The following is a 24,875-nucleotide window of genomic DNA, read 5'->3' as shown; positions in this document are numbered from 1 at the left end:
TCATTGGTTTTGCCAGAATCAAATCCGTATTTCCTCTTATTCTTCTATACAAATTTCCATGTTACCATGTCTTCAGTAGGAATATTCTGAAAATTGAAAGGAGCGGCACCATGAAAAAAAGCAAAAGGCTTTCCATCCTCTGTGCAGCCATCTTAGCCGTTAGCTTGTTTTTGCCATTTTCATTGCCTGCGGCGCAAGCAGCGCCCACTGTTGACAATTGGGATACTGAACGTTACGGAGACCGCATTCATATCGATCAATACTTAGACAAGCTTGCTCAGGATGAAGGTTTTCTGAAGGAAGCGGAACAAAAACTGAAAGCGCAGGCGGATGAAGCGAAAACGCTGGCCGCAAAACCGGACAAGGCCAATGCAGCATTTACGTATGATGGAGGGACAAAAGTGTTCTTTGATCGGGAGTTGAAGCTAAAAGAATTTACGCTTCGCAGCATCGGCAAGAATGTAGAGATTTGGGTAGCACACGATTTAGCGTACGGGCCGAATAATACTAAACCGGCCGATGTCATTACGCAAGCGCAAGTGGATAAGCTAAGAGACGAATTCGACAATAAAATATATCCTACCGCTACCGACTTTTTTGGCTCGCCCGATTCGTTGGACGGAACAAAAGCCACGCTGCCGTCCTTGATTGATTTGCCGGCCGATTATTACGCCGGTTCCGATAAAGTCATTTTGCTGGTGGACAATATTAAAGACGACAACTGGTATAATCCGGAGTATCCGTTTTTTGTAGCCGGCTTTTTCTGGCAGGCGTTTGAACCATACATTGACCGCAACATTGTGACAATTGATTCCAATACATGGGCTGAGCGTTTGGAATCGACATTTTTTGGAACGACGATTCATGAACTCCAGCATTTGATTCAAGCGGACAATGATGCTCAAGAAGAGACATGGGTAAATGAAGGGCTGTCAATGTTCGCCGAATTTTTAGGCGGCTATAACAACAGTGTCGGATCCGTTAATTTCTTTTTGGATCATCCTGAAAATTCGCTAGTGAACTGGGATGAACATTCTTTTGTACCAACAGGTCCGGAAACGGTAGCGGACTACGGCCAAGTGTATTTGTTCATGGTTTATCTGCGCGATAAGTTTGGTGAAGATTTTGTAAAGGCTTTTGCAAAAGATGGCAGCAGCCAAGGCATCGAAAGTGTAGGAAAGCTGCTCCAAGCAAAAGGAAAAACGTTTGAAGACGTTTTCCAAAATTTCATGGCCGCCATCACGCTCGACCATTCAAAAATTAGTCCGGATTACAGCATTGACAGCATTGATTTACGGAAATTGCCGGTCAATGCAGCTGGTGAAGCAAGAGGGAAAACTGTGGATTTTGAAGCCGCCAAAACATTTGAAAAAGAAGGGGTTCCTGCCTGGGGTGGAGACTTTAAAGAATTCAACTTCGGAAAAGATGTGCGGGGGTTGAAATTCAACGGAGAAGATTTTCTGCCGCTGCAATGGTACTCGTTAGATGACCCGTTAGGTTCGGGGGGACGGGTGTTATATCCATTAAACTTCATGTATGCGGACAATGAAATGATTTTCACCGCAGATTTGGCTGGAGCAGATCCGACATTGACGTTTGATCATTATTACCAATTCGAAAAAGGCTGGGATGCCGGCATTGTCCAAATTTCAACAGATAATGGAGAGACGTGGACATCGCTCGCAAACGATAACACCGTCACTGAATTGGATGCCAATGCTTATACAGCCATTGTGAAAAACTTGCCGGGGTTCACCGGAACCAATCAAAATTGGACAACCGAAACCTTTGATTTATCCGAATACGCTGGCCAAAAAGTGTTGATTTCCTTCCGCTTGATGACCGATGCAGGAACACTCGGGCTTGGTTGGTTTGTCGACAACATCAAAGCCGGGAGTTTTTCTTCAGATGGCATGACAACCGGCATATTCAAATCGCTTGGAGAAGTAAAGCAGGAATACGTGGAATTTGTCACAACATTTATCCATACCGATAAAACAGGCAAAGAACAGGTTTTCCAAATCGATCCTTATAATGTGACCGACAAAGAAGCGCTGAACTTGAAAGAAATTTTAAAAGAAGGAAACGTCAAAATGATTACGGCTTATGCAGCGCCGCCAAAAGAAATCGAACCAGTGACTTTCACTTATGAGGTGCTTCTCAAAGAGAAAAAAGCAACTAAATAAGGCAAAAGCGGGCCGCGGCCCGCTTTTTCTTTTGGGAACAAATGGCGTTATGATAAGATGAAGTTGGAATTCTGTTTTGAAAGGAAGAGGACATTGTCAAAAAAATTAGATGCATTTTTAGAATCAAACTTAAGTGAATTAAAAGAACAAGGGTTATATAACGAAGTCGATACAGTCGATGGCCCGAACGGACCGATCATCAGCGTCCGCGGCAAAGAACTGATCAATTTATCGTCAAACAATTATTTGGGGCTTGCGACAAACGAAGATTTGAAACAAGTAGCAAAAGACGCCATCGATAAATACGGCGTCGGTGCAGGAGCAGTTCGTTCAATCAATGGTACGCTTGACCTTCACATTAAATTGGAAGAAAAATTGGCTGAGTTCAAAGGAACGGAAGCGGCCATTTCTTATCAATCCGGCTTTAACTGCAACATGGCGGCAATTTCTGCGGTCATGGACAAAAATGATGCGATTCTTTCCGATCAGTTGAACCACGCGTCGATCATCGACGGCTGCCGTTTGTCGAAAGCGAAAATAATCGCATTCAAACACTCGGATATGGAAGATTTGCGAGCAAAAGCAAAAGATGCGACTGAATCCGGACAATATAATAAAGTCATGGTCATCACAGATGGAGTTTTCTCAATGGACGGCGACATCGCGAAACTTCCGGAAATCGTGGAAATCGCAAAAGAATTCGACTTGATCACATACGTTGACGATGCACATGGTTCAGGCGTAACCGGCAAAGGAAAAGGGACCGTGAAGCATTTCGGTCTTGAAAAAGAAATCGACATGCAAATGGGCACGTTATCGAAAGCAGTCGGCGTTGTCGGCGGCTACGTAGCCGGCAAACAAAACTTGATCGACTGGCTGCGCGTCCGTTCGCGTCCATTCTTGTTCTCAACAGCGGTAACTCCAGGTGACGTGGCAGCAATCACATCTGCGTTGCAAAAGATCATCGATTCAACTGAGCTTCACGATAAATTATGGGACAACGGTGATTACTTGAAAAAAGGCTTGAAAGAGCTTGGCTTTAACATCGGCGATTCTGAAACACCGATCACGCCTTGCATCATCGGCGACGAAAAATTGACGCAGCAGTTCTCCAAGCGTTTGTTCGAAGAAGGCGTATACGCCAAATCGATCGTCTTCCCAACAGTTGCCAAAGGCACGGGCCGCGTCCGCAACATGCCAACAGCGGCGCACACGAAAGATATGCTTGACCAAGCGATCGAAGTGTACGCGAAAGTCGGCAAAGAACTTAATGTTATCCAATAAAACCTATAAAAACCGCCCGGCTGATGGCAGCCGGGCGGTTTTTTTGCGCCTAAATGTCGGAACGTGCGCTGTTAATGTTCACTTTAACGTTTTTATTTCCAGTAAAAGGATTTACTTTCCGAAATGGGTAAAATACTTTCCAAATTAGCAGAAATACTTTCCAAACTACCCCAAATACTTTCCAAAACGCATGATTTACTTTCCAAATGATTTTTGCGCTTTAAAATAAACAGCCGCGAACACTTTCGCCGCAATCAGCATTGCTTCTTCATTGAAATCGAAGTTTTCGTGGTGATGCGGGTAGACGAGAGAGGCGTCGGCCATCTTGGCACCAACAAAAAAGAAAGCTCCGGGCACGACTTGCGTGTAATAGGCAAAATCTTCGACCGGCATGACCGGATCGATTTCAACAACCGCATCTTGGCCGATAACGTCACCCGCAGCAGCGCGGACTATGTCCATCGCATCCGCATGGTTCCACAGCGAATCGTAGCCTTGCTCAATCACGACTTCGGCCCTAGCGCCAAGTGCACTCGCCACATTTTCCGAAATCAGCCGGATCCGTTCACTGGCAAGTGCACGCAGTTCCGGATTAAAGACACGGACCGTGCCTTCGAGTACCGCTTCGCTCGGAATGACGTTGTCCGCATCTCCCGCATGAAACTTGCCGATGGTCACCACCAGTTCCTGCAGCGGATCGGCATTGCGGCTGACAATCGATTGCAGCGCAATCATAATGTGGCTCGCCGCCAAAATCGGATCGATGCCAAGGTGCGGCTCTGCGCCGTGGGTTCCCGAACCGCGCACGATGATTTTCACGGTATCTTCCGATGCCTGCATAAAACCGTCGCGGACGTACACTTTTCCATGATCTAGGCTGCTTTGCACATGGGCGCCGTATACAAGGTCAACGCCGTCCAAACAGCCATCAGCAATCATCGCCTGCGATCCGCCTGGAGGCGCTTCTTCGCCGAACTGATGAATCAACACAATGGTTCCGGGAAGTTCATCCTTTATAGAAACCATTGCTTTGGCAAAGCCGAGAAGGGCGGCGGTATGGCCATCATGGCCGCATGCATGCATCACGCCTGGCACTGTCGATTTATAGGCCGCGTCTTTTTTATCGTCAATCGGAAGCGCATCAAAATCGGCTCGGAACGCAATTGTCTTGCCGGGCTTGCCACCGCGGATCATCCCGACAATGCCATTGCCGCCAACCCCGCGGCGCACTTCGACACCGATTTCCTCTAATTTATTGGCAATAAACTCAGGCGTCTCGACTTCTTGATGGGACAGTTCCGGATGCATATGAAGATGGCGGCGCGTTTCAATCATTTCCTGGAACAGCAAATCGATCGTGCTTTGGATTTTTGTTTGCATATGTAAAAGCTCCTTTTGTATGGGCATGTAAAATCAAATGTCAAAATAATTATACATGAAAAAAGCAGACAATAAAAAAACCCGCTGCCAATCCCGGCAGCGGGTTTCAGATTACATCTGTTTTTTCAATCAAGTTCAAGAATTGGCGCGTGCGTTCTTCTTTCGGGTTGTTGAACACGTCTTCCGGTCTGCCGCGCTCGATGATTTTGCCGCCATCCATAAACAGAACTTCATCTGCAACGCCTTTAGCAAAACGCATTTCGTGAGTGACAACCACCATCGTCATGCCTTCAGAAGCCAAGTCTTTCATAACTTGCAGCACTTCGCCGACCAATTCCGGGTCGAGCGCTGAAGTCGGTTCATCAAAGAGCATGACTTTCGGTTCGAGGGCCAATGCGCGGGCGATGCCGACGCGCTGTTGTTGGCCGCCGGACAGCTGGAATGGATAAAAATCCATTTTGTCGCCAAGCCCGACTTTTACCAGCAGCTGCTCTGCTTTTTTTCGGGCGTTTTCTTTGCTTTGCTTTTGCACAATGATCGGGCCTTCCATGACATTCTCAAGCGCCGTCATGTGCGGAAACAAATTGTAATGCTGGAATACCATCGCTGACTGTTTTCGGAAAGCCGTCACTTGTTTTTTCGAGAAAGGCTTGGAAAAATCAGCCGTTTGTTCATCGATCGTCACTGATCCGGCAGTTGGCGTTTCTAAAATATTTAAGCATCTGAGAAACGTCGTTTTGCCGGAACCGGAAGGGCCGATGACAACGACGGCTTGCCCTTTTTTTACATCGAGGTCAATGCCTTTCAATACTTCCAAGTTACCAAACTTTTTGTGTAAATTTCTAATGGAAATCATATCTCGCTCCTCACTGCAAAAAATACATGCCTTAATCCCATTTTAACGGTCAGTTAACCTTCCGATTGGAAAAGCGGAAATTTACTGACCATAAAAAACCGATTGGATCAACTACCATTCAGCGGAACAACCCCGCTGAATGAAGTTTCTCTTTATTATCTTGATACATAGCGGTCAAAACGATATTCCAATCTTCCTTGTCCGATTGACAATAAGAAACAGACGACCCAGTAAATAAGTGCAGCTTGTGAATACAGCAATAAAAACTCGTAATTTGTTGCAGCAATTTGCTGGGCGATGCGGAACATTTCCGTAACCAAAATAAGCGATGCCAACGATGAATCTTTTACCAAACTGATAAACGTATTCGATAGGGGAGGGATGGATACACGGGTCGCTTGCGGCAAGATGACGCGGCGCAATGCCTGCGTATACGTCATGCCGATTGTATTGGCGGCTTCCCATTGCCCTTTCGGTATCGATAAAATCGATGCACGGATTACTTCAGAGGCGTAAGCCCCGACGTTCAACGAAAATCCGATCACGGCAGCCGGGAAAGGATCAATGACGATGCCGGCTGACGGCAATCCGTAAAATAATATGAACAATTGTACAAGTAAAGGCGTGCCGCGGATAATGGAAACATAAATCCGCGCAATCATCTGTAGAATTTTGCTAGTAGAAATTCGGGCCAATGCTGTTAAAACGGCTAAAATCAAGCCCACTGCAAAAGAGATCAATGTTAACGGTATTGAAAACTTAATCAGCCCTTCAAATAATGGACCCCAGGCTGATTGAGAAATATCCATGAGCCGCTCCATTCTGACAGGATCTGAGAAAATACTATTCAAGAACATTTTCGCCAAACCACTTGTCAGAAATTTGTTCGTACGTCCCATCTTCAATCATTTCAGCAAGTGCTTTGTTGGCTTCTTCTACAATCGCACCGCTGTCTTTTCTGAACAATAACGCACTTTTTGCTGCATCGCTTGCTTCATCAGCAATGCGGATATTTGCATCCGGACGCTGGTTTAAAAAGTCGAGAACAGTTAAATTGTCGTTGACAGTCGCATCAACGCGGCCTGAGTTCAACAATTCAATCGCTTGGTTAAATCCTTCAACACCTACAAGTTCAGCGCCAAACGATTTGGCTGTTTCAGCATAGTTGCTTGTTAAAGACTGAGCAGATTTTTTACCTTTTAAATCTTCAAACGTGTTGATTTCCGTATCGTCTTTTCCTACAACTAAAACCGCAGTTGAAGTAATGTAAGGATCTGAGAATTCGTAGCTTTCCTGGCGTTCTGGGTTGATTCCGACTTGGTTGGCAACCATATCAAAGCGGCCAGCATCCAGCCCGGCAAAAATTGCGTCCCATTGAGTTTCCAAAAATTCAACTTCCACGCCCATGCGTTTTCCTACTTCTTGTGCAATTTCTACGTCAAAACCGGTTAATTTGCCGGAATCATCATGGAAAGTGAAAGGAGGGTAAGTTCCTTCTGTACCAACGATCAGTTTTCCTTCTTCTTTAACTTTTGCCAGTACGTCTTGTTCTGTGCTTCCTGAACCTGTAGCATCATCTGTTGTCGGATCTTCTTCCTTTGACCCGCCGCAAGCCGCCAATAATACCATAGCGCCAACTAGCAGCAATAACACTAAGCTGAATTTTTTCATTTTGATCTCCTCTATTTCCTATAATATTTTTTATTAACAGGTTCGTTCCGCCTTTTTTCGCTTCCACTCTCATTACCCGTTTTAGTAGAAAGAAAAACGAAATACTAAGCCAAGTGGAATAGTAGGGTATAGCGGCAAAAAAAACTATTAATAATGTAAAAGAGCCCAGGAATGCTTTGCATTCAGAGCTGTTTCATTATAGCACGGGCTAGATCCACAGCTCAACGAAATAGTTTGAAGTTAGGGTATTTTACAAGAAGAACATGAGCCAGCCTGGAAAAGCGGAAAGTGATTGTGTTTTTAAAACGAACAATTTATAATGACAGCAGAGGAAAGCTCGTTAAACCAGCAATTGCAAAAGAAAAAATGTGTTTCTGAGCAGGACAATTGTTTTTTTTATTCGGAAGGGGTATGAAGGATGAAACGAATTATGATTACAGGAGCATTAGGGCAAATCGGCTCGGAACTTGTGGGCCGGCTGCAGAAAATTTACGGTATAGATAACGTATTGGCGACAGATATCCGGCCTGCAGCAGAAACGGATGGACCCTTTGCATTGCTCGACGTAACTGATGCACAGCGCATGCACGATTTAGCAAAAGATTTCCAAGCAGATACAATGATGCACATGGCAGCGCTGTTATCAGCGACTGCAGAAGAGAAACCGCTATTAGCATGGAATTTGAATATGGGCGGCCTCGTGAATTCATTAGAAGTTTCCCGTGAACTCGGCCTGCAATTTTTCACGCCAAGTTCAATCGGCGCGTTCGGACCGTCAACGCCGAAGAAAAACACGCCGCAAGACACGCTGCAGCGCCCGACGACGATGTATGGCGTCAATAAAGTCGCTGGAGAACTACTGTGTGATTATTATTTCCAAAAGTTTGGCGTCGATACGCGCGGCGTCCGTTTCCCTGGGTTGATTTCCTATGTTGCCCAGCCGGGCGGCGGTACCACAGATTATGCAGTGGATATTTACTATAAAGCGATCGAACAGCAAAGCTATACAAGCTACATTGCAAAAGGGACATATATGGACATGATGTACATGCCGGATGCTTTGCAGGCGATTGTCGAATTGATGGAAGCAGACGCTTCGAAACTTGATCACCGCAACGCCTTCAATGTGACGGCCATGAGCTTTGAGCCGGAACAAATCGCGGCATCGATCCGCAAACACATTCCTGATTTTCACCTGTCGTATGATGTCGATCCGGTGCGCCAAGCAATTGCAGACAGCTGGCCAGACAGCATTGACTCATCTGCAGCCAAAAAAGAATGGGGCTTTAAAGCCCAGTATGATTTGGACGCGATGACCGCCGATATGCTGCAAAAACTGAAAATTAAATTGCAAAACGTTTAAATAAAAAATCCCTTCGCAAAATTTGCGAAGGGATTTTTTTCTTGCTTAAAACAACAGATGTGCGACTCCGGCAATAATTGGCAAAGCAATAATGGTACGAAGCAAGAAAATGACGATCAAGTCCAGAATGTTGACTGGAATGCGTGAACCAAGCAGCAATCCGCCGACTTCCGACATGTAAATCAATTGCGTGACCGACATAGCCGCTACGACAAATCGCGTCATTTCTGATTGAATGCCATCTGCAAGCAGGGAAGGCAGAAACATATCAGCAAATCCGACGACCATCAATTGCGCTGCTTCTCCAGCTTCTGGAACGCCAAGCAAATTCAAGTAAGGAACGAACGGAGCACCTAAAATAGTGAAGGTAGGCGTGTATTCAGCCAAAATCAATGCAACAGTACCAAATGCCATTACCACAGGCGCAACGCCAACCCACATATCCAATACGTTTTTAAAGCCGTCTTTGAAAAATTCACTGACGGACCGATTTGCGTGCGCTGTTTTTAAGGCGTTTTCAAGTCCGTGGGAAACAGCATTGTAGCCTTTCGGGACAGCTTCAGATTGGGAATCTTGCGGTTTGCCGTTCATGAACGTCGTTGGTTTTTGCGCCAACGGATAAATGCGCGGCATGATTAGCGCAAGAATAACGCCTGCTAAAATAACTGTTCCGTAATATGGAAGAAAATATTGGCCAAGCCCGACTTGTTGAATAACAACAATGGCAAATGTAATCGATACGACCGAAAACGTTGTTCCGATAATGGCCGCTTCTCGCTGCGTGTATTTGTTTTGGATGTATTGCGTATTTGTCAACAACACCCCAATAGTACCATCGCCAACCCAAGAAGCGAGTGCATCAACAGAAGAACGGCCAGGCAAGCGGAAGACCGGGCGCATGATTTTTACCATCATCGACCCAAAAAATTCCAAAAGCCCGAAATTCATCAATAGCGGCAGCAACAAGCCGGCAAATAAGAAGATTGTTAAGAGGAAAGAAAGAAGCCCTGTAGGCGATAAAAGAGTTCCTCCTGTGTTTTCGCTCCAAACGGCTTCAGGCCCAATTTGGAACATAACCATGACAGCAAAAACTGCTCCAAGAATGCGGACAATTGTCCAGAACAAATTGACGTTGAATAATTTGTCGAGGAATGAAACATGGTGTTTTTCATTGACTCTCCTGGTGATGAAGATGACCGAGCCGAGTGCTCCGATGATGATAATGCCCATCATGATCCACGGCGAATACGATTGGATGGAGCCGGCCAATAAATTTGCCAGTAACGCCACCGTGACAACCCACTCGCCATTGTAATAGACGGGTACAATAAACAGCAGAACGCCCAGCAATGAGGGAATAATAAATAAGAGCCATGTTGATATTGGAAACTTTTTCACTGACAACTCTCCTTTTAAATAGGTTAGCAACAAAATGCATATACAAGAGTATACAGGAATTTATTTATGAAAGCGCATTCTAAAAAAAGTTGGAATAATAAAAAAATAACCGCAACTCCTAATGAGCTGCGGTTATTTTTAAAAGGATTCTTCAAAATCCTGATGCCAGCGATACGCATAAAAACGTTCGCGGGTCAGCCAGTTTTCAGTTTCCATGTCGCCTTGCGCCAATTTGTGTTCCATTTCTTCGAGCATCCAGGCCGTCTGGGAAATATGAGCTTTCATGGCGCCCATTTTTTGCTCCCGCACGGCACTCATATCGTGGATAATGTCTGGCTGTCCAAGTACGTCAAGCGTGTTGTTCGCAAAAGCGACGCAATGGAGTTTCGGACGGTCTTTCATGCGGCGAACCGCACGGACGACTGCACGAGCCGTTGCTTCGTGGTCCGGATGGACAGAAAGATTCGGGTAGAACGTGATGATCAGCGACGGATTTAATTCATTGATTAAATTAGCCATCATGCCGACCATTTTTTCATCGTCTTCAAACTCCACGGTTTTGTCGCGAAGTCCCATCATGCGCAGGTCAGTAAGGCCCATTGCATTTGCTGAAGCCTGTAATTCTTTTTTGCGGGTTTCCGGCAAGGATTCACGCGTGGCAAATGGTGGGTTTCCAAGGTTGCGCCCCATTTCGCCGAGCGTTAGGCACGCATATGTAACCGGAGTTCCTTGTTTGATGTATGTGGAAATTGTTCCTGACACGCCAAACGCTTCATCGTCGGGGTGGGGAAAGACGACCAATACGTGGCGTTCTTCTGGAAGTGCCATATTCTGTTCCTCCTTAATAACTGAACGGTGTTTCGCTGATTTCCAGCGCAACCGCCAATTTTCCTGATGCGTCATGTCCGGCGAGCAGCAAACGGCCTTGCTCGTCCATTTCGTAATGGGTGATGCCTTGTGCGTAAACCCATCCGTGCGGCAATTTCAATCCGACGCGGTGAGGGCTGTCGCCAACCACTTTTCCAAGTTCGTAATTGATGACCACGTTGCGGATAAAAGCTCCTGCATTAAAAAATGCTTCGTTAAAATGCGTGGCGTACGAGCCGTTGGTGGTTTCCAGGTGCAGGTAGACATCTTTGCCTGCAAAGGCATCCAGTTGAACCTGTAATTTTTTCACTTCTACTAATTCCATAATGCTCCTCCTCAACAATCCTTCTTTTTTTAGTATAGGCAAAAAATCGCAGAAATGCGAAAACGATGCTTTACCAGAAAAGAAAGAATGTTAAGATAAAGAGAAACTTCATTTAGTGGGATTTCTTCCCACTAAATGTTAGTTGATCCAATCGGGTTTTTAGGGTCAGTAGAGCTCCCGCTTGAAATAAGTGGGAATCTTACTGACCGTTAAAACGGGATAAAAAGGAAGAATTAAACAATAAGAGAACTAAAGGATGATTTTGTGAAATTATTAATGAAATTTGTGTTTTCGGTTGTCGGTATTCTGCTTGTCAGCGGGCTTCCGACCTTATTGACGGGCATGCTTGCAGGAGAATTTCCTATAGCCGAATATTTCCGGACACTGGGAATGGTACTGAGGGATTTATGGCCGCTTCAAGACCTTTCCGTCTATAATTACCGGATTCAGCAGGAAATGCCGGTATTCCCAAAAATTCTTGAATACATAAGCTATTCGCTTCAAATTCTATTTTTGGCGCTTGCAGCAGCGGTATTTTTTGCAATTGTCTTTACGGTAGGGACGATGCTGCTTGGAGAGAAGCTGCGCGACCGCGTGAAAATGGCGCTTTATTTTTTGGAGTCGCTTCCGGATTTGTTGATCATTATGCTGATGCAGCTAGCGGTCATTTTCTTTTTCAAGCAGACGGGCATACTCGTTTCCAAAATTGCGGTGCTTGGGGATGACCGGATCTACTGGCTTCCGGTTTTTTGTCTCGCTTTATTGCCGACGATTCAGCTTTACCGGCTATGCATGCTGACGTTTCAAGAAGAAGAGCGGAAAATGTACGTGGAATTGGCGCGTTCTCTCGGATTTTCGAGGGTCTTCATCGTGTTGGTTCACATGTTCCGAAACGCCATTATCAGCGTTTTTTTCCAGTCCAAGAAAACGATGTGGTTTATGCTGTCGAATCTTTTTGTCTTGGAATTGATGTTTAATTTGCCGGGAATTATGTTGTTTTTGAAAGAGAATATGACGCCCCAAATGTTTATCGTAACGGTTTTCAGCTTTTTCTTGCCTATGTTCTTACTATATAACATCGGTGAATGGTTTTTCCTTCGCCGCTTCCGTGGAAAGGAAGTGGCGTAAATGTGGAAGCAGCCTTATTTTATCATCGGTTTTTCTATTCTAGCCTTTTTTCTGGTTGGCAGCTTTGCTTATGAATGGATTTTTGGGTCAGTGCCAAGGCAAATGCGCTTTATTATGGAAAACGGCCGCACGCTAGAAGGCGCGCCGATATCTCCGAAATGGGCGTATCCGTTCGGGACCGACCAATTCGGCTACGATATGATTGGGAAATTAATCATTGGAGCCAAATACACAATCATTGCCGCGCTGGCCATTGCCGCACTACGCATGCTGATTGCGGTGCCGCTCGGCTATGTGCTTGGTACGTATTTGCAGCGGCAACGTTCATGGATCGGCGGCTTGGCCGATTCGCTGCATTACATCCCGCTGTCTATTTTTGCGTCGTTCTTGCTGATGCCGGTTTTGTGGATGCCTGAAGGCGGATTTACGACGACCATTTGGGAGCGAATCGCCCTGCAAGTGGTGATCATGGCCGTTCTGACCGTACCGATTGTCGCTGTCTTGATCGGCAATGAAGCAACGCTTTTATACCGGCAAGAATACGTGGAAGCTTCACGGGTGCTAGGCGCCAGCCGCTTCCGCATCATCCGCAAACATCTTTATCCGCAAATGAGAGAAAAGATGGCTGTTCTTTACGGTCAGCAAGTGATAGAGACGTTTATCGTGCTTGCACATTTAGGCTTGCTGGACTTATTTCTCGGCGGCACAAAAGTCAGCTACGAGCCGATGTTTGGCGATCCGCCTATGTCCATATCGTATGAATGGGCCGGCATGTTCGGTTCGACGTTCCGCTATCTCCAAAGCGCCCCGTGGATGCCGCTCGCACCGGTGTTGTTTATTGCACTGGCGATTTTAGCTGTCTCCTTCATGATGGAAGGCTATTTGCGCTCCAAAAACCCAAGAGTGAAAAAGCGCCGCTTGGCTCCGCAACGAGAAGAAACAATCGAATGGAACCGCCAACAGCTGCGCGAAAAAATGGTGCAGCTAAAAGACCTTCACGATGTGTGAAGGTCTTGTTTTTTGTGGCGGATCCAAAAGTTTTTCTGAACTCCAGCTCTTTGTAAGTGGATTCCTTATCAATATAAAAAAGAGGCCGCAACAGCAGCCTCTTTTCAAATGTGCTTAAACTTCTGTAACTTCAATTTTAGGTGTTTCAAATTTATTGGCAGCGCCGTGCATAACTGGGCCGACATATTCGTTCAATTTCCAGCCGTGCTGGATGGCAGCAGAAACAAATGTTTTCGCATCGATGACTGCATCTTTGACGGATTTGCCGTTTGCCAAGTTCGCTGTGATGGCAGCGGCGAATGTGCAGCCGGCGCCGTGGTTGTAAGTGGTATCCGTTTTTTCAGAAGTCAACAAGTAATGGGTCGTGCCGTCGAACAGCAAATCTGCCGCTTTTTCATGCTTCAGCTGTTTGCCGCCTTTGATGACCACGTATTGTGCGCCTTCTGCATGGATTTTTTCAGCAGCTGCTTTTAAGTCTTCGACCGTTTGCAGCGTGCCGAGGCCTGACAATTGGCCGGCTTCCACCAAGTTTGGCGTCACGACTTTTGCGATTGGCAACAGATGCTTGATCATGGCGTCGACGTTTTCAGGGAACAGCACTTCATCTTCGCCTTTGCACGCCATAACCGGGTCGATTACGACATCGGTTAAACCGGACGCTTTGATGGCTTTGCCGGCCATTTCGATAATATCCACTGTCGGAAGCATGCCGGTTTTCAAGGCATCAACGCCTGTAGAAAACGCCGTTTCCAATTGAGCGTGAAGCGTTTCAACAGGAATCGGGTGGATGCCGTGGCTCCAGCCGTTTTCCGGGTCCATCGTGACGATGACCGTCAAAGCGTTCATGCCGTAAGTTCCGTGTTCCTGGAACGTTTTTAAATCTGCTTGTATGCCGGCTCCGCCGGAAGTATCCGATCCTGCGATCGTTAATGTCTTTTTCAGTGTCATCGTTCAAACCCCTTTTAGATAGATTGTCTTTATACTATTATTTTATCAAAAATCAGAACATTTATAAAGAATCCGGCTTTTGCGGAAGCATCAAAACGGCGGCGGTTCCGGCGCTCAAAGCAAAGAAAACGAAAACTGCCGAAGCCATCAGCCAATTGCCGCTTATGAAAAGACCAATGGACAGGATCAATGTTAGAATGGAAACAGCTAGCACGAAGAAGGCAAGACACCCCATGCCGGCTCGTTTTGCTCCTTCAGAAGCACTAGAACCATTAGTTGAAGATATCGTTTTTATTTTTTCACGCCAGTCGGCCATCGTTATCGCCCCTTTTTCCTATCCTATCATGGGGCGTTAATGAAATGAATAGAAAGAGGGATGCTATTTGGCAAAAGATCCAAAGTTGACAGAAATTGAGCGTTTATTAAACGAAGTAAAAGGAAAAGAAGGTACGAAGGAATCCGGTTTTTGGCGCTCGGCCAAAGTGATGATGGGCGTCTTCCGCAATTCGTTTTTAGTGCTGATTGTGGTTCTCCTGCTGCTTTTAGTGGCGCTGCCGCTCGGCACGTGGTGGATGATCCAAGGCTCGACCGCGACCGAAAGCAAAGGCGTGTTTTTGGAGCAGATCCAGGATTTGAATGAATTATCGACAGCCGAAGCATTTTCGAAAGTGATCATCGAGCGCCAGGACAATAAGCTCTTTGGCAAGGAAATCGGCATCGACTTGCCGGGCACTAAACGCCAGCTGCTCGTTGTCGTTCCAGGCTCGGTGCGCGCAGGCATTGATTTTTCGGAACTTACGGAAGATGACATAAAGCTGGACGAAGAAGCAAAAACAGCTACGCTGACATTGCCGCATGCGAAAATTCTGGGCGGCCCTGAAATCTTCATGGACCGAGTGGAGGTGTATTCGTACGATGGGCTGTTCCGGGAGAGCGCTGATATTTCTGAAGCGTACGACATTGCGGAAGAAGCACAAAAATTAATAATTGAAGAAGCGACCGGACAAGGGGTTTTGAAGACGGCGGAAACCAATGCGGCCCGTTCGGTGCAGGAAATGTTCACTTTGGTGGAGTACGATGTGAAAGTTGAATTCGAAGACTGAGGAGTGTCGTCTATGACGAAGCAGATTTTTCACAATGACTGGCAGGAAGTCGTCGGGCAAGAATTTGATAAACCGTACTATTTGAAGCTGCGTGAGTTTTTGAAAAAAGAATACGCACAGGAAACAGTCTACCCGGTTAAAGAAAACATTTGGTCGGCGTTTGAACATACGGCTTTTAAAGACGTTAAGGTGGTGATTTTGGGGCAAGATCCGTATCACGGACCTGGCCAAGCGCACGGCTTGAGCTTTTCGGTGCAGCCGGGTGTGTCGCATCCGCCAAGTTTGCGCAATATGCTGAAAGAATTGGAAGAAGACCTCGGCTGCCAAAAGCCGAAAGACGGCACGCTGACGAAATGGGCGGACCAAGGCGTCATGATGCTAAACACGGTATTGACGGTTCGCACTGGCCAAGCCAATTCGCACCGCGATCAAGGCTGGGAAACGTTTACAGATGAAGTGATTCGCAAGTTGTCGGCGAGAAAAGAACCGGTCGTATTTGTGTTGTGGGGACGTCCCGCCCAAAAGAAAAAAGCGCTGATTGATTTGGAGCGTCACGATGTCATCGAAGCGCCGCACCCGAGCCCGCTCAGTGCGAGCAGAGGATTTTTCGGCAGCCGCCCATATTCAAAAGTGAACGAATTGTTACAAAAGCGTGGGAACGAACCGATCGATTTCTGCTTGGCTTGATGCGGTTTTTGCCAAGCGTGTTAAAATAGTAGGGACTAAAACGAAGGGGGAGGTATCATGGCTGTCGCACCTGCGCGTATTTTGAGTGAAATCGAAAAGCATGCACGCCAAGCACGGACAGAAGATCCGGCAAAAATGCGTGAATCCGTCGCTGCCATTCGGGCTTTATGCAATTTGCTGTTGGACGAAGACGACCGCAGCCAGGACAAATTGCCGCGTGCTATGCCGCTAGCGTCCCCATCTCCGGCGCCTCCCATTTCATTGGCTGAAAACAAGCTGAAGGAAGAAGATGCGAATGGAGATTCATTGTTCGATTTTTAAACGGAAAGAGGAGTAAACATGAAGTTTTTCTTGATTGCCGGAGCGGTTAATGCTTTTTTATCGGTCGCTTTAGGTGCATTCGGTGCGCATATGTTAGAAGGCCGCGTTGCCGATAAATACATTGCCACATGGCAAACAGCGGTGCAATACCAAATGTTCCACGCCTTAGGGCTGATTGTTGTGGCATTATTGATGGGCTCTGCGTTTATCGGGCCGATTGCCTCGCTGAACTGGGCAGGTTATTTATTGCTTGCCGGAATCGTGATTTTTTCAGGAAGCTTGTACGTATTGAGTTTAACAGGCATTAGCATTTTGGGCGCCATCACACCGATCGGCGGGGTTGCGTTTTTGGTTGGCTGGATTATGTTGATCGTTGCTGCAGCAAAAGCATTATAAGAAATGGGGCGGCTCGCTTAAGCGGGCTGCTTTTTCTATTGGAAATTGTCTTTGGAAAGTATTTTGGTTGTTTTGGAAAGTATTTTGCGTAGATTGGAAAGTATTTTGGTTAAAACGGAAAGTATTTTGATCAAAACAGAAAGTATATCCAATTAAATGGAAAAACAGCGTCAGAGACAGGTCATTTTATTCGAAAAATAACATGCGGATAGTAAATATGTGGTTCCGGACAGTATTTCGCCCATTTTAGACAGTATTTTAATGAAACCGGACAGTATATCCAATTAGTTGGAAAACAGGACGGCCTATGCAGTAGAAAAGCAGCTTAAACCCAACAAAAAAACCGCCCGAGGGCGGTTTTTAATCATTACACTTCCAAAAATTTAGCCAAACGGTCAGCATCTAAGCGGGTCCCGACGTAGAATGAACCGAATTCAGCGTAGCGAGCGCTCACTTCGTCAAAACGCATTTCGTAGATCAATTTTTTGAATTGAAGAACGTCGTCAGCGAAAAGTGTAACGCCCCATTCGTAGTCGTCGAATCCGACAGAACCGGAAATGATTTGTTTTACTTTGCCGGCGTAGCTGCGGCCGATTTTGCCGTGGGACAGCATCAATTCTTTGCGCGTGTCCATTGGAAGCATGTACCAGTTGTCTTCGCCGTCGCGGCGTTTGTCCATCGGGTAGAAGCAAATGTATTGTGAACGTTGAAGTTCAGGATACAAGCGCGCGCGGACATGCGGGTTTTGGTATGGATCTTCGTCGGATTTTCCGGCCAAGTAGTTGGAAAGTTCAACAACCGATACATAGGAGTAAGTCGGAACTGTATAAGCGACCAATGTCAGCTTGTTGTATTCCGTTTCGAGTTCGCGAAGTTCGTCCATCGTTTCGCGAAGCAGCATCAACATCACATCGGCTTTTTGGCCAACGATTGAATACAAGGCATGCGCTCCGGTTTTATTTTCATCCGCTTGGTTGACTTTTTCCATAAAGGCTTGGTATTCGTCAATTGCGAATTGGCGTTCTTCGTCCGTCAACATTTTCCATGAAACCCAGTCCATCGAACGGAAATCATGCAGGACGTACCAGCCATCTAATGTAATTGCTGCTTCATTCATTTCTAAACACTCCTTTTAATCTTGCTCTCTCCAAAATAGTTTATCACATCGACCTGGCAACTTCTTGCATAACAAATGGCTGTCACTAATTCGTCAAGGGTCTGGCGCCTTTTCAGCGGGGCGCGAGTCGGGTAAACTAAGAGGAAGCAATTGCTGAATAAGGAGACATTATTATGCCAGTATTTTCAGAAGAAACCGAGTGGCGGTTCTGGGACCAATCCTTGAGCGCCAAAAACCGCTCAGCACTCGAATCATTCGCTGCAGACGATACGCTTTGCGAGCTTGTAGGCTCAGGCAGAAGCTTGCCGACCGTCCGCACATGGGTCCACGATGACACTGTCGTGCTGGGCATCCAAGACCACCGTTTGCCGCATGTTGAAGCGGGTATGGAATTGTTGAAGGAACGCGGCTATCAGCCAATCGTCCGCAACTCCGGAGGTTTGGCAGTTGTGCTCGATGCCGGAGTGCTGAACATTTCACTAGTCTTATCGGAAAAAGAAAGCACGATCGATATTTCAGCGGGCTATGACTTAATGCTGGAACTGGTGAGGGCGCTGTTTCCCGAAGCGCCGATCGAAGCCTATGAAATCGTCGGATCGTATTGCCCTGGCTCGTACGATCTTAGCATCGGCGGCCAAAAATTTGCCGGCATTTCCCAACGCCGCATCCGCCGCGGGGTCGCGGTGCAGATTTACTTATGCATAGAAGGCAGCGGCGCTAAACGTGCGGAATTGATCCGCGATTTTTACGAAACCGCTCTAAAAGACGAAGAAACCAAATTCAGCTACCCGGAAATAAAACCCGAAGTGATGGCGTCGCTCAGTGAACTATTAAATAGAACGATTACCGTACCCGAAGTCGTGCTCGATTTATACGGCCTGATTAACATGCCACCGCCGCAGCCTCTGCTTCCAGAAGAAACGGAGCTGTACGCGTTTTACTTGAACCGGGTCGTCGAGCGCAACCAGAAAATGCTGCCGAAGCCTCTTGAGTGAGGAGAAGCGGCTCAAGTAAAATACAAGCTGGACGCTAAAACAAAAATCAACTTCATATAAAATATTTGTTGGAGGTGTGCCATGGGCTACGCAACACAAAAGTTAGCGGAAGAAAAAGTGTTTAAAGATCCTGTTCATCGGTACATCCACGTACGCGACCAAGTGATTTGGGATTTGATCAATTCGCGCGAAGTCCAGCGCCTGCGCCGGATCAAACAGCTTGGCACTTCGTATCTCGTGTTTCACGGGGCGGAGCACAGCCGTTTCAGCCATTCGCTTGGCGTCTATGAAATTGTGCGCCGAATTGTGGATGATATTTTTCATGAACGGCCGCAATGGGACGAAAGCGAACGCCTTGTTGTGTTATGTGCAGCGCTTTTGCACGACCTTGGACATGGGCCGTTTTCGCATTCGTTTGAAAAAGTGTTTCACGTGGACCATGAAGTGTTCACCCGGAAAATTCTTTTGGGGGATACTGAGGTCAATAAAATACTGTTAAAAGCAGCGCCGGACTTCCCGGGGAAAGTGGCGGAAGTCATTGCCAAAACGTATTCGAACAAGCAAGTAGTGTCGTTGATTTCCAGCCAGATTGATGCCGACCGCATGGATTATTTGCAGCGGGATGCTTATTATACCGGCGTTTCCTACGGCCATTTCGATATGGAGCGGATTCTTCGCGTCATGCGCCCGGTAGAAGACCAAGTGGTCATCAAATCGAGCGGGATGCACGCGGTTGAGGACTATATCATGAGCCGCTACCAAATGTACTGGCAGGTTTATTTCCATCCCGTTGCCCGAAGCGCAGAAGTGATCTTGCGCAAAATCTTGCAGCGGGCGAAAGAACTTAGCGAAAGCGGCTATCAATTCGAACAGCCGCCAACGCATTTTTTGGCATTTTTCAATAAAACCTTTACCTTGAAAGATTATTTGGCGCTGGATGAAGGCGTATTAATGACGTATTTTCAGCTATGGATAGGGGAACGCGATCCGATTTTATCGGATTTAAGCGACCGCTTCGTCAATCGCCGCCTGTTCCAATATGTCGATTTTGATCCCGGCAAAGATTACCGGAAACTCGGCGAGCTGGCTCAGCTTTTCCGGAAAGCCGGAATCGACCCGGATTACTACTTGATCGATGACTCAACCTCCGACCTGCCCTATGATTTTTACCGTCCTGGCGAAGAGGAAGAGCGCTTGCCGATTCATTTGCTGATGCCGACAGGAGAAATCAAAGAATTGTCGCGCTCTTCCCAAATCGTTGATGCCATTTCTGGCAAACGGCGCACGGATTATAAATTGTATTTTCCCGCAGAGCTGCTGATCGACGGCAAGAAAAAAGCCGTCAAGCAGCAAATCCTGCAAATGCTTCGAGAAGGAGGAGTATAATTGCTCCAGGAACACGCAAAAATAGTGGATTTTATTTCGTTGGCGGAAGGTGTAACCGGCCGCAAAAAACTGCAGAAGATGATTTACATACTGAAAAAGATGGGCGTGCCGTTTCAAGAAAAATACGAGTTTCATATTTACGGCCCGTATTCAGAAGAACTGACGGCGCGCGTTGAAGAATTATGCGATATGGGGTTTGTATCCGAAGAACGTGAAGACAAAGGCTCGTATGTGCAATACAAATACAGCGTGACTCCGGAAGGACTGGAATTCCGCAACACACTCAGCAAATCCGTGCTTAGCACCCAGCAGCAGGCGGTAAAACTGAATGAAAAAAGCGGCCGCTTTTTGGAATTGACGGCGACGCTTTTGTATTTTGACCATTTGGACCGTGCTGAACAAATTGATAAGCTTCACGTGGTAAAAGCCAAATTGAATTTCACGGAAGAAGAAGTCAGCCAGGCATTTGAATTTATTGAAGAACTGTCCCAATTGCAATAAAAAAACTCCCATCATGGGAGTTTTTGTTTACCTGTAAGTTAATAGGGATTTCTTGTTTTATTGATCGGAAAACAATTTTCCTTTTGTGCCGTAATCGGTTTTTTTCATGTCTTCAATAAAGACAACGACGTTTTCGATTGGGGCGCCGGTCGTTTCAGAAACGGCTTCTGTCACTTTTTCGACAAGTGCGCGTTTTTGGTCTTCCGTGCGGCCTTCGAGCATTTTAACAGTCACATATGGCATAATGGATACAGCTCCTTTTTTTGAGATTACCACCATCATATCAGAACGGAGGAATTGTACACTATGGCGAACGAAGAAAAACCAAAACAAAAAGTAGGCTTCACCATCATAAAAAACGATCCGACCGACGGGCATAAAGGCTACGGCATCGGTTCGTTATCATTGGAAAACGTCTCGCCGCTATTTATCGACGTGGCTGAACAGCAAGCCTTTATTGATATCGGTGCGATGCATGCGAGAAGCGAAGTGGAACGGGGCATTAAATTTACGGTCAACCGTGAAGATTCCGCTGGCGGCAAAGATTACTGGCTTGTCTGGATCACCATCGATTTCAATCCCGCCGGACCTTATTATGCGGGAGTGGCGGCGTGCGAAATGGTCGTCAACCGGGAAAAGCGGCGCGGCTATAAAATTTTGGCGGAGCACGTCAACTTGATGGACAAATCGATGAAGCGCAAAATCATCGTCGAGCACATGGACGCTTCGTCTAAAACAGTGCTGCGCGACTATTTGATGAGCCACAACGAAGAAATGTGGAACCGCAGTTCTGATCAGCTTCACGCGGATTTAAACGTTTAATTTCAATGGAAAAAAGAACGATTTGTGACAGTTGAAAATGCGTTCATTAGCAGTTGAAGTTGGGTGGAAAAGGAAGTACACTATACGTAGCTTTTAAATAGAAAGCTAGGACACCTGATCTGCGAGCAAGAGGTATGAGCCATTGCGATAAAGAGAAACTCAATCAGTCGGGGGTTCTCACCCCCGACTGATTGCTAGTTGATCCAATCGGACTTTTACGGCCAGTGCCTCCGCTTGGACAGTGGGGACTTATTGGCAGTTAAAGTATGACAACCCAAGCCAATGCCTCATGTCTCTTTCTCCGCTCCATCAGGATCAAAAAGGTTTTCTGTGAAGGGAAAAGGTTCCCTGTACAGGAAACCTTTTTGTTTTGGGGAATAATAGAGCGGGCAGCGGGTAAAGAACGGTGTAGAAAAAATTATTGCACTTTCTGCGAAAAGACTTATACTTTTAAAAGTATGTGAAAAAAAGAACATTACATAATAGAAATTATTCTGAACGATAAAGGAGTTTGATTATAGATGGCAGGATTTTGGTATACAGAAAAACAAACGGAAAACTTCGGCATTACAATGAAAATCAACAAAACGCTTCACACGGAACAGACGGATTTTCAATACTTGGAAATGGCTGAAACTGCGGAGTGGGGCAACATGCTGTTTCTTGACGGCATGGTCATGACTTCTGAAAAAGACGAATTCGTTTACCACGAAATGGTCGCGCACGTTCCATTGTTCACGCACCCAAACCCAGAAAACGTCTTGGTTGTAGGCGGCGGAGACGGCGGCGTAATCCGTGAAGTATTGAAACACCCATCTGTGAAAAAAGCTACGCTCGTCGACATTGACGGCAAAGTGATCGAGTACTCGAAAAAATTCTTGCCATCTATCGCGTCAGGTCTTGAAGACGCACGTGTTGAAGTGATTGTTGGCGATGGCTTTATGCACATTGCGGAATCTGAAAACAAATATGACGTCATCATGGTGGATTCAACTGAACCGGTTGGCCCTGCGGTGAACTTGTTCACAAAAGGCTTCTACGCTGGAATTTCACGCGCATTGAAAGAAGACGGCATTTTCGTGGCACAGTCTGACAATCCGTGGTTTAAAGCGGACTTGATCGAGCAAGTGCAAAAAGACGTAAAGGAAATCTTCCCGATTACAAAATTGTACTTGGCGAACATCCCGACATACCCGTCAGGCCTTTGGGCATTTACAATTGGTTCGAAGAAATACAATCCATTGGAAGTGCCGGCTGAGCGTTTCCACGACATTGACACGAAATACTACACGAAAGAATTGCACAACGCAGCATTCGTTTTACCGAAATTCGTGAAAGATTTGGCAGGCGAATAAGCGATGCGATTTGACGAGACGTATTCTGGAAAAGTGTTTATCAAAAGCCATCCGAATTATGAAGAATCCAAAGCGGTTCTTTACGGCATGCCTATGGACTGGACGGTCAGCTATCGTCCCGGATCCCGTTTCGGCCCGAATAAAATCCGTGAAGTGTCGATCGGCCTTGAAGAGTACAGCGCGTACTTGGACCGTGAACTTGGCGATGTGAAATTTTTTGACGCAGGCGACATTCCGCTGCCTTTCGGCAATCCAGAAAAAAGCTTACTGGAAATTGAAACGTACATCCATACATTGCTGAACGACGGCAAAATTCCAATGGGCATGGGCGGCGAGCACCTTGTTTCCTTGCCGGTTATGAAAGCTGTTGCCAGCAAATACGACGATTTGGCTATCATCCATTTTGATGCCCACACGGACCTTCGCGAAAATTACGAAGGCGAAGAATATTCCCATTCTACGCCAATCCGTAAAATTGCCGACCATATCGGACCGTCGAATGTGTATTCATTCGGCATCCGTTCTGGCATGAAGGAAGAATTCCAATGGGCAAAAGAAAATGGCATGCACATCTCCATGTTTGAAGTGCTTGAGCCGTTGAAAGAAATTTTGCCGACGCTTGCTGGGCGCCCTGTCTATGTAACGATCGATATTGATGTCTTGGATCCGGCGCATGCGCCAGGAACAGGCACAGTCGATGCAGGCGGCATTACATCACGAGAACTATTGGCATCAATCCATGCTATCGCGGCTTCTGACATCAACGTCGTCGGCTTTGATTTAGTGGAAGTGGCACCGGTTTACGATCATTCCGATCAAACTGCAAACACTGCAAGCAAGCTGATCCGCGAAATGATTCTCGGGTGGGTAAAATAAATTCAAGAAAAGCAGGACTGAAGCAAAATTCAGTCCTGCTTTTTTTAATGGCTATAAAATCGAGGCAAGAAGGTTTTATTTTGTTCTGAAAATAGGGAGTGGAAAGTATTTTGGCTTGTTTGGAAAGTATTTCGGGCAAAACGGAAAGTATTTTGGTGCAAATGGAAAGTATTTGGCCGTTTCCGGAAAGTATATCCAAATAACTGGAAAACTGAAGACTGAAGTGAGTGGCTAGCCGAGGGTCTTAATAGATTCTTCACAGCGAAAACGATAAGATGAAGTGGAATACATAATTGGAAGAGGTGCTCGCAATGGAATTGTATAAATGGATAGGACATCGAGACCAAGGCGTAGCGATTCTCGCTGCCTTGCCGAACTCGCGGCTGATTTACTTGATGAACGGCGAAGAATCGGTCATTCTTTTTGAATCGGAAGGAAGCCAGCCTGTACAAGGATTTGAAGGGTACGAAGTGCTGGATGCGGTCGGAGATATAAATGACGGGTTTTATGCAGTGTTCAATAACATTCCGGTTACAGAAGAAGGGCGCGAAGTTTTCGAATCGCGTTTTAAAAACCGGGCAGGAAAAGTGGAAGAAGAACCGGGATTTGCTGCGATCCGCGTTTTGCGTCCGAAGAACTCGGATACGTATGTCATCCTGACTTTGTGGAAAGACGAGCAATCGTTTAAGGACTGGCAGCAATCACAAGCCTACAACCATGCCCATGCGAAGAGAGGCACCGAAGACGGCATCGACAAACAGCCGAATATTTTTGCGCGCCCATCGTTCGTTACAACTTATACAAGATAATAAGTTAGCTGAAATAAACGGCTGCGCCAGACCGGTAATGGTCAAAAGGTGTGGCCGTTTATTTGTTTTGGCCGTTTTTTCACAGGAAGTGAA

General features: G+C 46.3%; 27 protein-coding genes. 16 read left to right on the top strand and 11 right to left on the bottom strand.

Translation table 11 applies throughout. The features are described from left to right. Positions 1-110 precede the first annotated feature (110 nt). Together ACRRQV_RS07905 and ACRRQV_RS07900 are read left to right on the top strand one after the other, a co-directional pair. Positions 111-2,186 (top strand): peptidase M6, encoded by a 2,076-nt coding sequence (locus tag ACRRQV_RS07905; protein WP_432529430.1) that lies wholly within the window; start codon positions 111-113, stop codon positions 2,184-2,186. Positions 2,187-2,279: 93 nt separating this feature from the next. Beyond that, positions 2,280-3,470, top strand: coding sequence for a glycine C-acetyltransferase (locus tag ACRRQV_RS07900; protein WP_432529428.1), 1,191 nt, complete (start codon positions 2,280-2,282; stop codon positions 3,468-3,470). Between the two features lie 195 nt (positions 3,471-3,665). Here ACRRQV_RS07900 and ACRRQV_RS07895 read toward each other — a convergent pair whose 3' ends face one another. From ACRRQV_RS07895 to ACRRQV_RS07880, 4 genes are all read right to left on the bottom strand, one after another. Beyond that, positions 3,666-4,850 carry a M20 metallopeptidase family protein gene (locus tag ACRRQV_RS07895; RefSeq protein ID WP_432529426.1) on the bottom strand — a complete coding sequence of 395 codons (1,185 nt, stop codon included), beginning with the start codon at positions 4,848-4,850 and terminating at the stop codon, positions 3,666-3,668. Between the two features lie 106 nt (positions 4,851-4,956). After that, positions 4,957-5,706: an amino acid ABC transporter ATP-binding protein gene (locus ACRRQV_RS07890; RefSeq protein ID WP_432529424.1), complete on the bottom strand. Its 750-nt coding sequence runs from the start codon at positions 5,704-5,706 to the stop codon at positions 4,957-4,959. A gap of 155 nt (positions 5,707-5,861) precedes the next feature. Beyond that, positions 5,862-6,563 carry an amino acid ABC transporter permease gene (locus ACRRQV_RS07885; RefSeq protein WP_432529508.1) on the bottom strand — a complete coding sequence of 234 codons (702 nt, stop codon included), beginning with the start codon at positions 6,561-6,563 and terminating at the stop codon, positions 5,862-5,864. Beyond that, positions 6,550-7,377, bottom strand: a complete 828-nt coding sequence (locus tag ACRRQV_RS07880; RefSeq protein ID WP_432529422.1) for a transporter substrate-binding domain-containing protein — start codon at positions 7,375-7,377, stop codon at positions 6,550-6,552. The genes ACRRQV_RS07885 and ACRRQV_RS07880 overlap by 14 nt, the downstream gene beginning before the upstream one ends. A 418-nt stretch (positions 7,378-7,795) precedes the next feature. Here ACRRQV_RS07880 and ACRRQV_RS07875 point away from each other — a divergent pair, with 418 nt between their 5' ends. Next, positions 7,796-8,740, top strand: coding sequence for an L-threonine 3-dehydrogenase (locus ACRRQV_RS07875; RefSeq protein WP_432529420.1), 945 nt, complete (start codon positions 7,796-7,798; stop codon positions 8,738-8,740). A gap of 45 nt (positions 8,741-8,785) precedes the next feature. On the opposite strand, the gene ACRRQV_RS07870 is transcribed toward ACRRQV_RS07875, so the two are convergent. From ACRRQV_RS07870 to ACRRQV_RS07860, 3 genes are all read right to left on the bottom strand, one after another. After that, entirely contained in the window at positions 8,786-10,138 is a 1,353-nt protein-coding gene (locus ACRRQV_RS07870) for a YjiH family protein (RefSeq protein WP_432529418.1), read from the bottom strand. Positions 10,139-10,276: 138 nt separating this feature from the next. Beyond that, positions 10,277-10,966 (bottom strand): bacillithiol biosynthesis deacetylase BshB2, encoded by a 690-nt coding sequence (bshB2, locus tag ACRRQV_RS07865; RefSeq protein ID WP_432529416.1) that lies wholly within the window; start codon positions 10,964-10,966, stop codon positions 10,277-10,279. A gap of 13 nt (positions 10,967-10,979) precedes the next feature. After that, entirely contained in the window at positions 10,980-11,330 is a 351-nt protein-coding gene (locus ACRRQV_RS07860) for a YojF family protein (protein WP_432529414.1), read from the bottom strand. A gap of 264 nt (positions 11,331-11,594) precedes the next feature. Here ACRRQV_RS07860 and ACRRQV_RS07855 point away from each other — a divergent pair, with 264 nt between their 5' ends. Further along, positions 11,595-12,458 carry an ABC transporter permease subunit gene (locus ACRRQV_RS07855; protein WP_432529412.1) on the top strand — a complete coding sequence of 288 codons (864 nt, stop codon included), beginning with the start codon at positions 11,595-11,597 and terminating at the stop codon, positions 12,456-12,458. Further along, positions 12,459-13,466, top strand: coding sequence for an ABC transporter permease (locus ACRRQV_RS07850; protein WP_432529410.1), 1,008 nt, complete (start codon positions 12,459-12,461; stop codon positions 13,464-13,466). Between the two features lie 114 nt (positions 13,467-13,580). On the opposite strand, the gene pdxK is transcribed toward ACRRQV_RS07850, so the two are convergent. After that, positions 13,581-14,414: a pyridoxine/pyridoxal/pyridoxamine kinase gene (pdxK, locus tag ACRRQV_RS07845; RefSeq protein ID WP_432529408.1), complete on the bottom strand. Its 834-nt coding sequence runs from the start codon at positions 14,412-14,414 to the stop codon at positions 13,581-13,583. A 61-nt stretch (positions 14,415-14,475) separates the two neighbouring features. Further along, the gene (locus tag ACRRQV_RS07840; RefSeq protein WP_432529406.1) at positions 14,476-14,730 is read right to left on the bottom strand and encodes a hypothetical protein; all 255 of its coding nucleotides are present in this window, start codon (positions 14,728-14,730) and stop codon (positions 14,476-14,478) included. Between the two features lie 67 nt (positions 14,731-14,797). On the opposite strand from ACRRQV_RS07840, the gene ACRRQV_RS07835 reads away from it, so the two are divergent. The 4 genes from ACRRQV_RS07835 to ACRRQV_RS07820 are packed head-to-tail and all read left to right on the top strand — an operon-like array spanning position 14,798 to position 16,921. After that, positions 14,798-15,517, top strand: coding sequence for a DUF4230 domain-containing protein (locus tag ACRRQV_RS07835; protein WP_432529404.1), 720 nt, complete (start codon positions 14,798-14,800; stop codon positions 15,515-15,517). A 12-nt stretch (positions 15,518-15,529) separates the two neighbouring features. Next, complete coding sequence (locus ACRRQV_RS07830; RefSeq protein WP_432529402.1) at positions 15,530-16,204, top strand: uracil-DNA glycosylase; 675 nt, start codon at positions 15,530-15,532, stop codon at positions 16,202-16,204. Positions 16,205-16,261: 57 nt separating this feature from the next. Then, a complete protein-coding gene (locus tag ACRRQV_RS07825; protein ID WP_432529401.1) occupies positions 16,262-16,525 on the top strand; it encodes a YwdI family protein in 264 nt (87 codons plus the stop codon). A gap of 18 nt (positions 16,526-16,543) precedes the next feature. Next, a complete protein-coding gene (locus tag ACRRQV_RS07820; protein ID WP_432529399.1) occupies positions 16,544-16,921 on the top strand; it encodes a DUF423 domain-containing protein in 378 nt (125 codons plus the stop codon). 367 nt (positions 16,922-17,288) lie between these two features. Here ACRRQV_RS07820 and hemQ read toward each other — a convergent pair whose 3' ends face one another. Next, entirely contained in the window at positions 17,289-18,038 is a 750-nt protein-coding gene (gene hemQ, locus ACRRQV_RS07815; protein WP_432529397.1) for a hydrogen peroxide-dependent heme synthase, read from the bottom strand. A gap of 173 nt (positions 18,039-18,211) precedes the next feature. Between hemQ and ACRRQV_RS07810 the strand changes: the two genes are divergently transcribed. The 3 genes from ACRRQV_RS07810 (at position 18,212) to ACRRQV_RS07800 (ending at position 20,920) form a co-directional block, all read left to right on the top strand. Then, complete coding sequence (locus tag ACRRQV_RS07810; RefSeq protein ID WP_432529395.1) at positions 18,212-19,033, top strand: lipoate--protein ligase family protein; 822 nt, start codon at positions 18,212-18,214, stop codon at positions 19,031-19,033. Positions 19,034-19,114: 81 nt separating this feature from the next. Continuing rightward, positions 19,115-20,419, top strand: a complete 1,305-nt coding sequence (locus ACRRQV_RS07805; RefSeq protein WP_432529393.1) for an HD domain-containing protein — start codon at positions 19,115-19,117, stop codon at positions 20,417-20,419. Next, a complete protein-coding gene (locus tag ACRRQV_RS07800; protein ID WP_432529391.1) occupies positions 20,420-20,920 on the top strand; it encodes a YwgA family protein in 501 nt (166 codons plus the stop codon). 57 nt (positions 20,921-20,977) lie between these two features. Here ACRRQV_RS07800 and ACRRQV_RS07795 read toward each other — a convergent pair whose 3' ends face one another. Continuing rightward, complete coding sequence (locus ACRRQV_RS07795; RefSeq protein ID WP_432529389.1) at positions 20,978-21,163, bottom strand: 2-hydroxymuconate tautomerase; 186 nt, start codon at positions 21,161-21,163, stop codon at positions 20,978-20,980. A gap of 63 nt (positions 21,164-21,226) precedes the next feature. On the opposite strand from ACRRQV_RS07795, the gene ACRRQV_RS07790 reads away from it, so the two are divergent. From ACRRQV_RS07790 to ACRRQV_RS07775, 4 genes are all read left to right on the top strand, one after another. Beyond that, the gene (locus ACRRQV_RS07790; protein WP_432529386.1) at positions 21,227-21,742 is read left to right on the top strand and encodes a YwhD family protein; all 516 of its coding nucleotides are present in this window, start codon (positions 21,227-21,229) and stop codon (positions 21,740-21,742) included. Between the two features lie 521 nt (positions 21,743-22,263). Continuing rightward, on the top strand, positions 22,264-23,097 hold the full coding sequence (speE, locus tag ACRRQV_RS07785; RefSeq protein WP_432529384.1) for a spermidine synthase: 834 nt from the start codon (positions 22,264-22,266) through the stop codon (positions 23,095-23,097). Between the two features lie 3 nt (positions 23,098-23,100). Continuing rightward, entirely contained in the window at positions 23,101-23,973 is an 873-nt protein-coding gene (speB, locus tag ACRRQV_RS07780; protein WP_432529382.1) for an agmatinase, read from the top strand. A gap of 311 nt (positions 23,974-24,284) precedes the next feature. Beyond that, the gene (locus tag ACRRQV_RS07775; RefSeq protein ID WP_432529380.1) at positions 24,285-24,782 is read left to right on the top strand and encodes an antibiotic biosynthesis monooxygenase family protein; all 498 of its coding nucleotides are present in this window, start codon (positions 24,285-24,287) and stop codon (positions 24,780-24,782) included. Positions 24,783-24,875 lie beyond the last annotated feature (93 nt).

This window comes from Planococcus sp. YIM B11945, from assembly GCF_050864155.1.
Classification (GTDB): Bacteria; Bacillota; Bacilli; order Bacillales_A; family Planococcaceae; genus Planococcus.
This window is presented reverse-complemented; position numbering and strand designations above follow the sequence as displayed.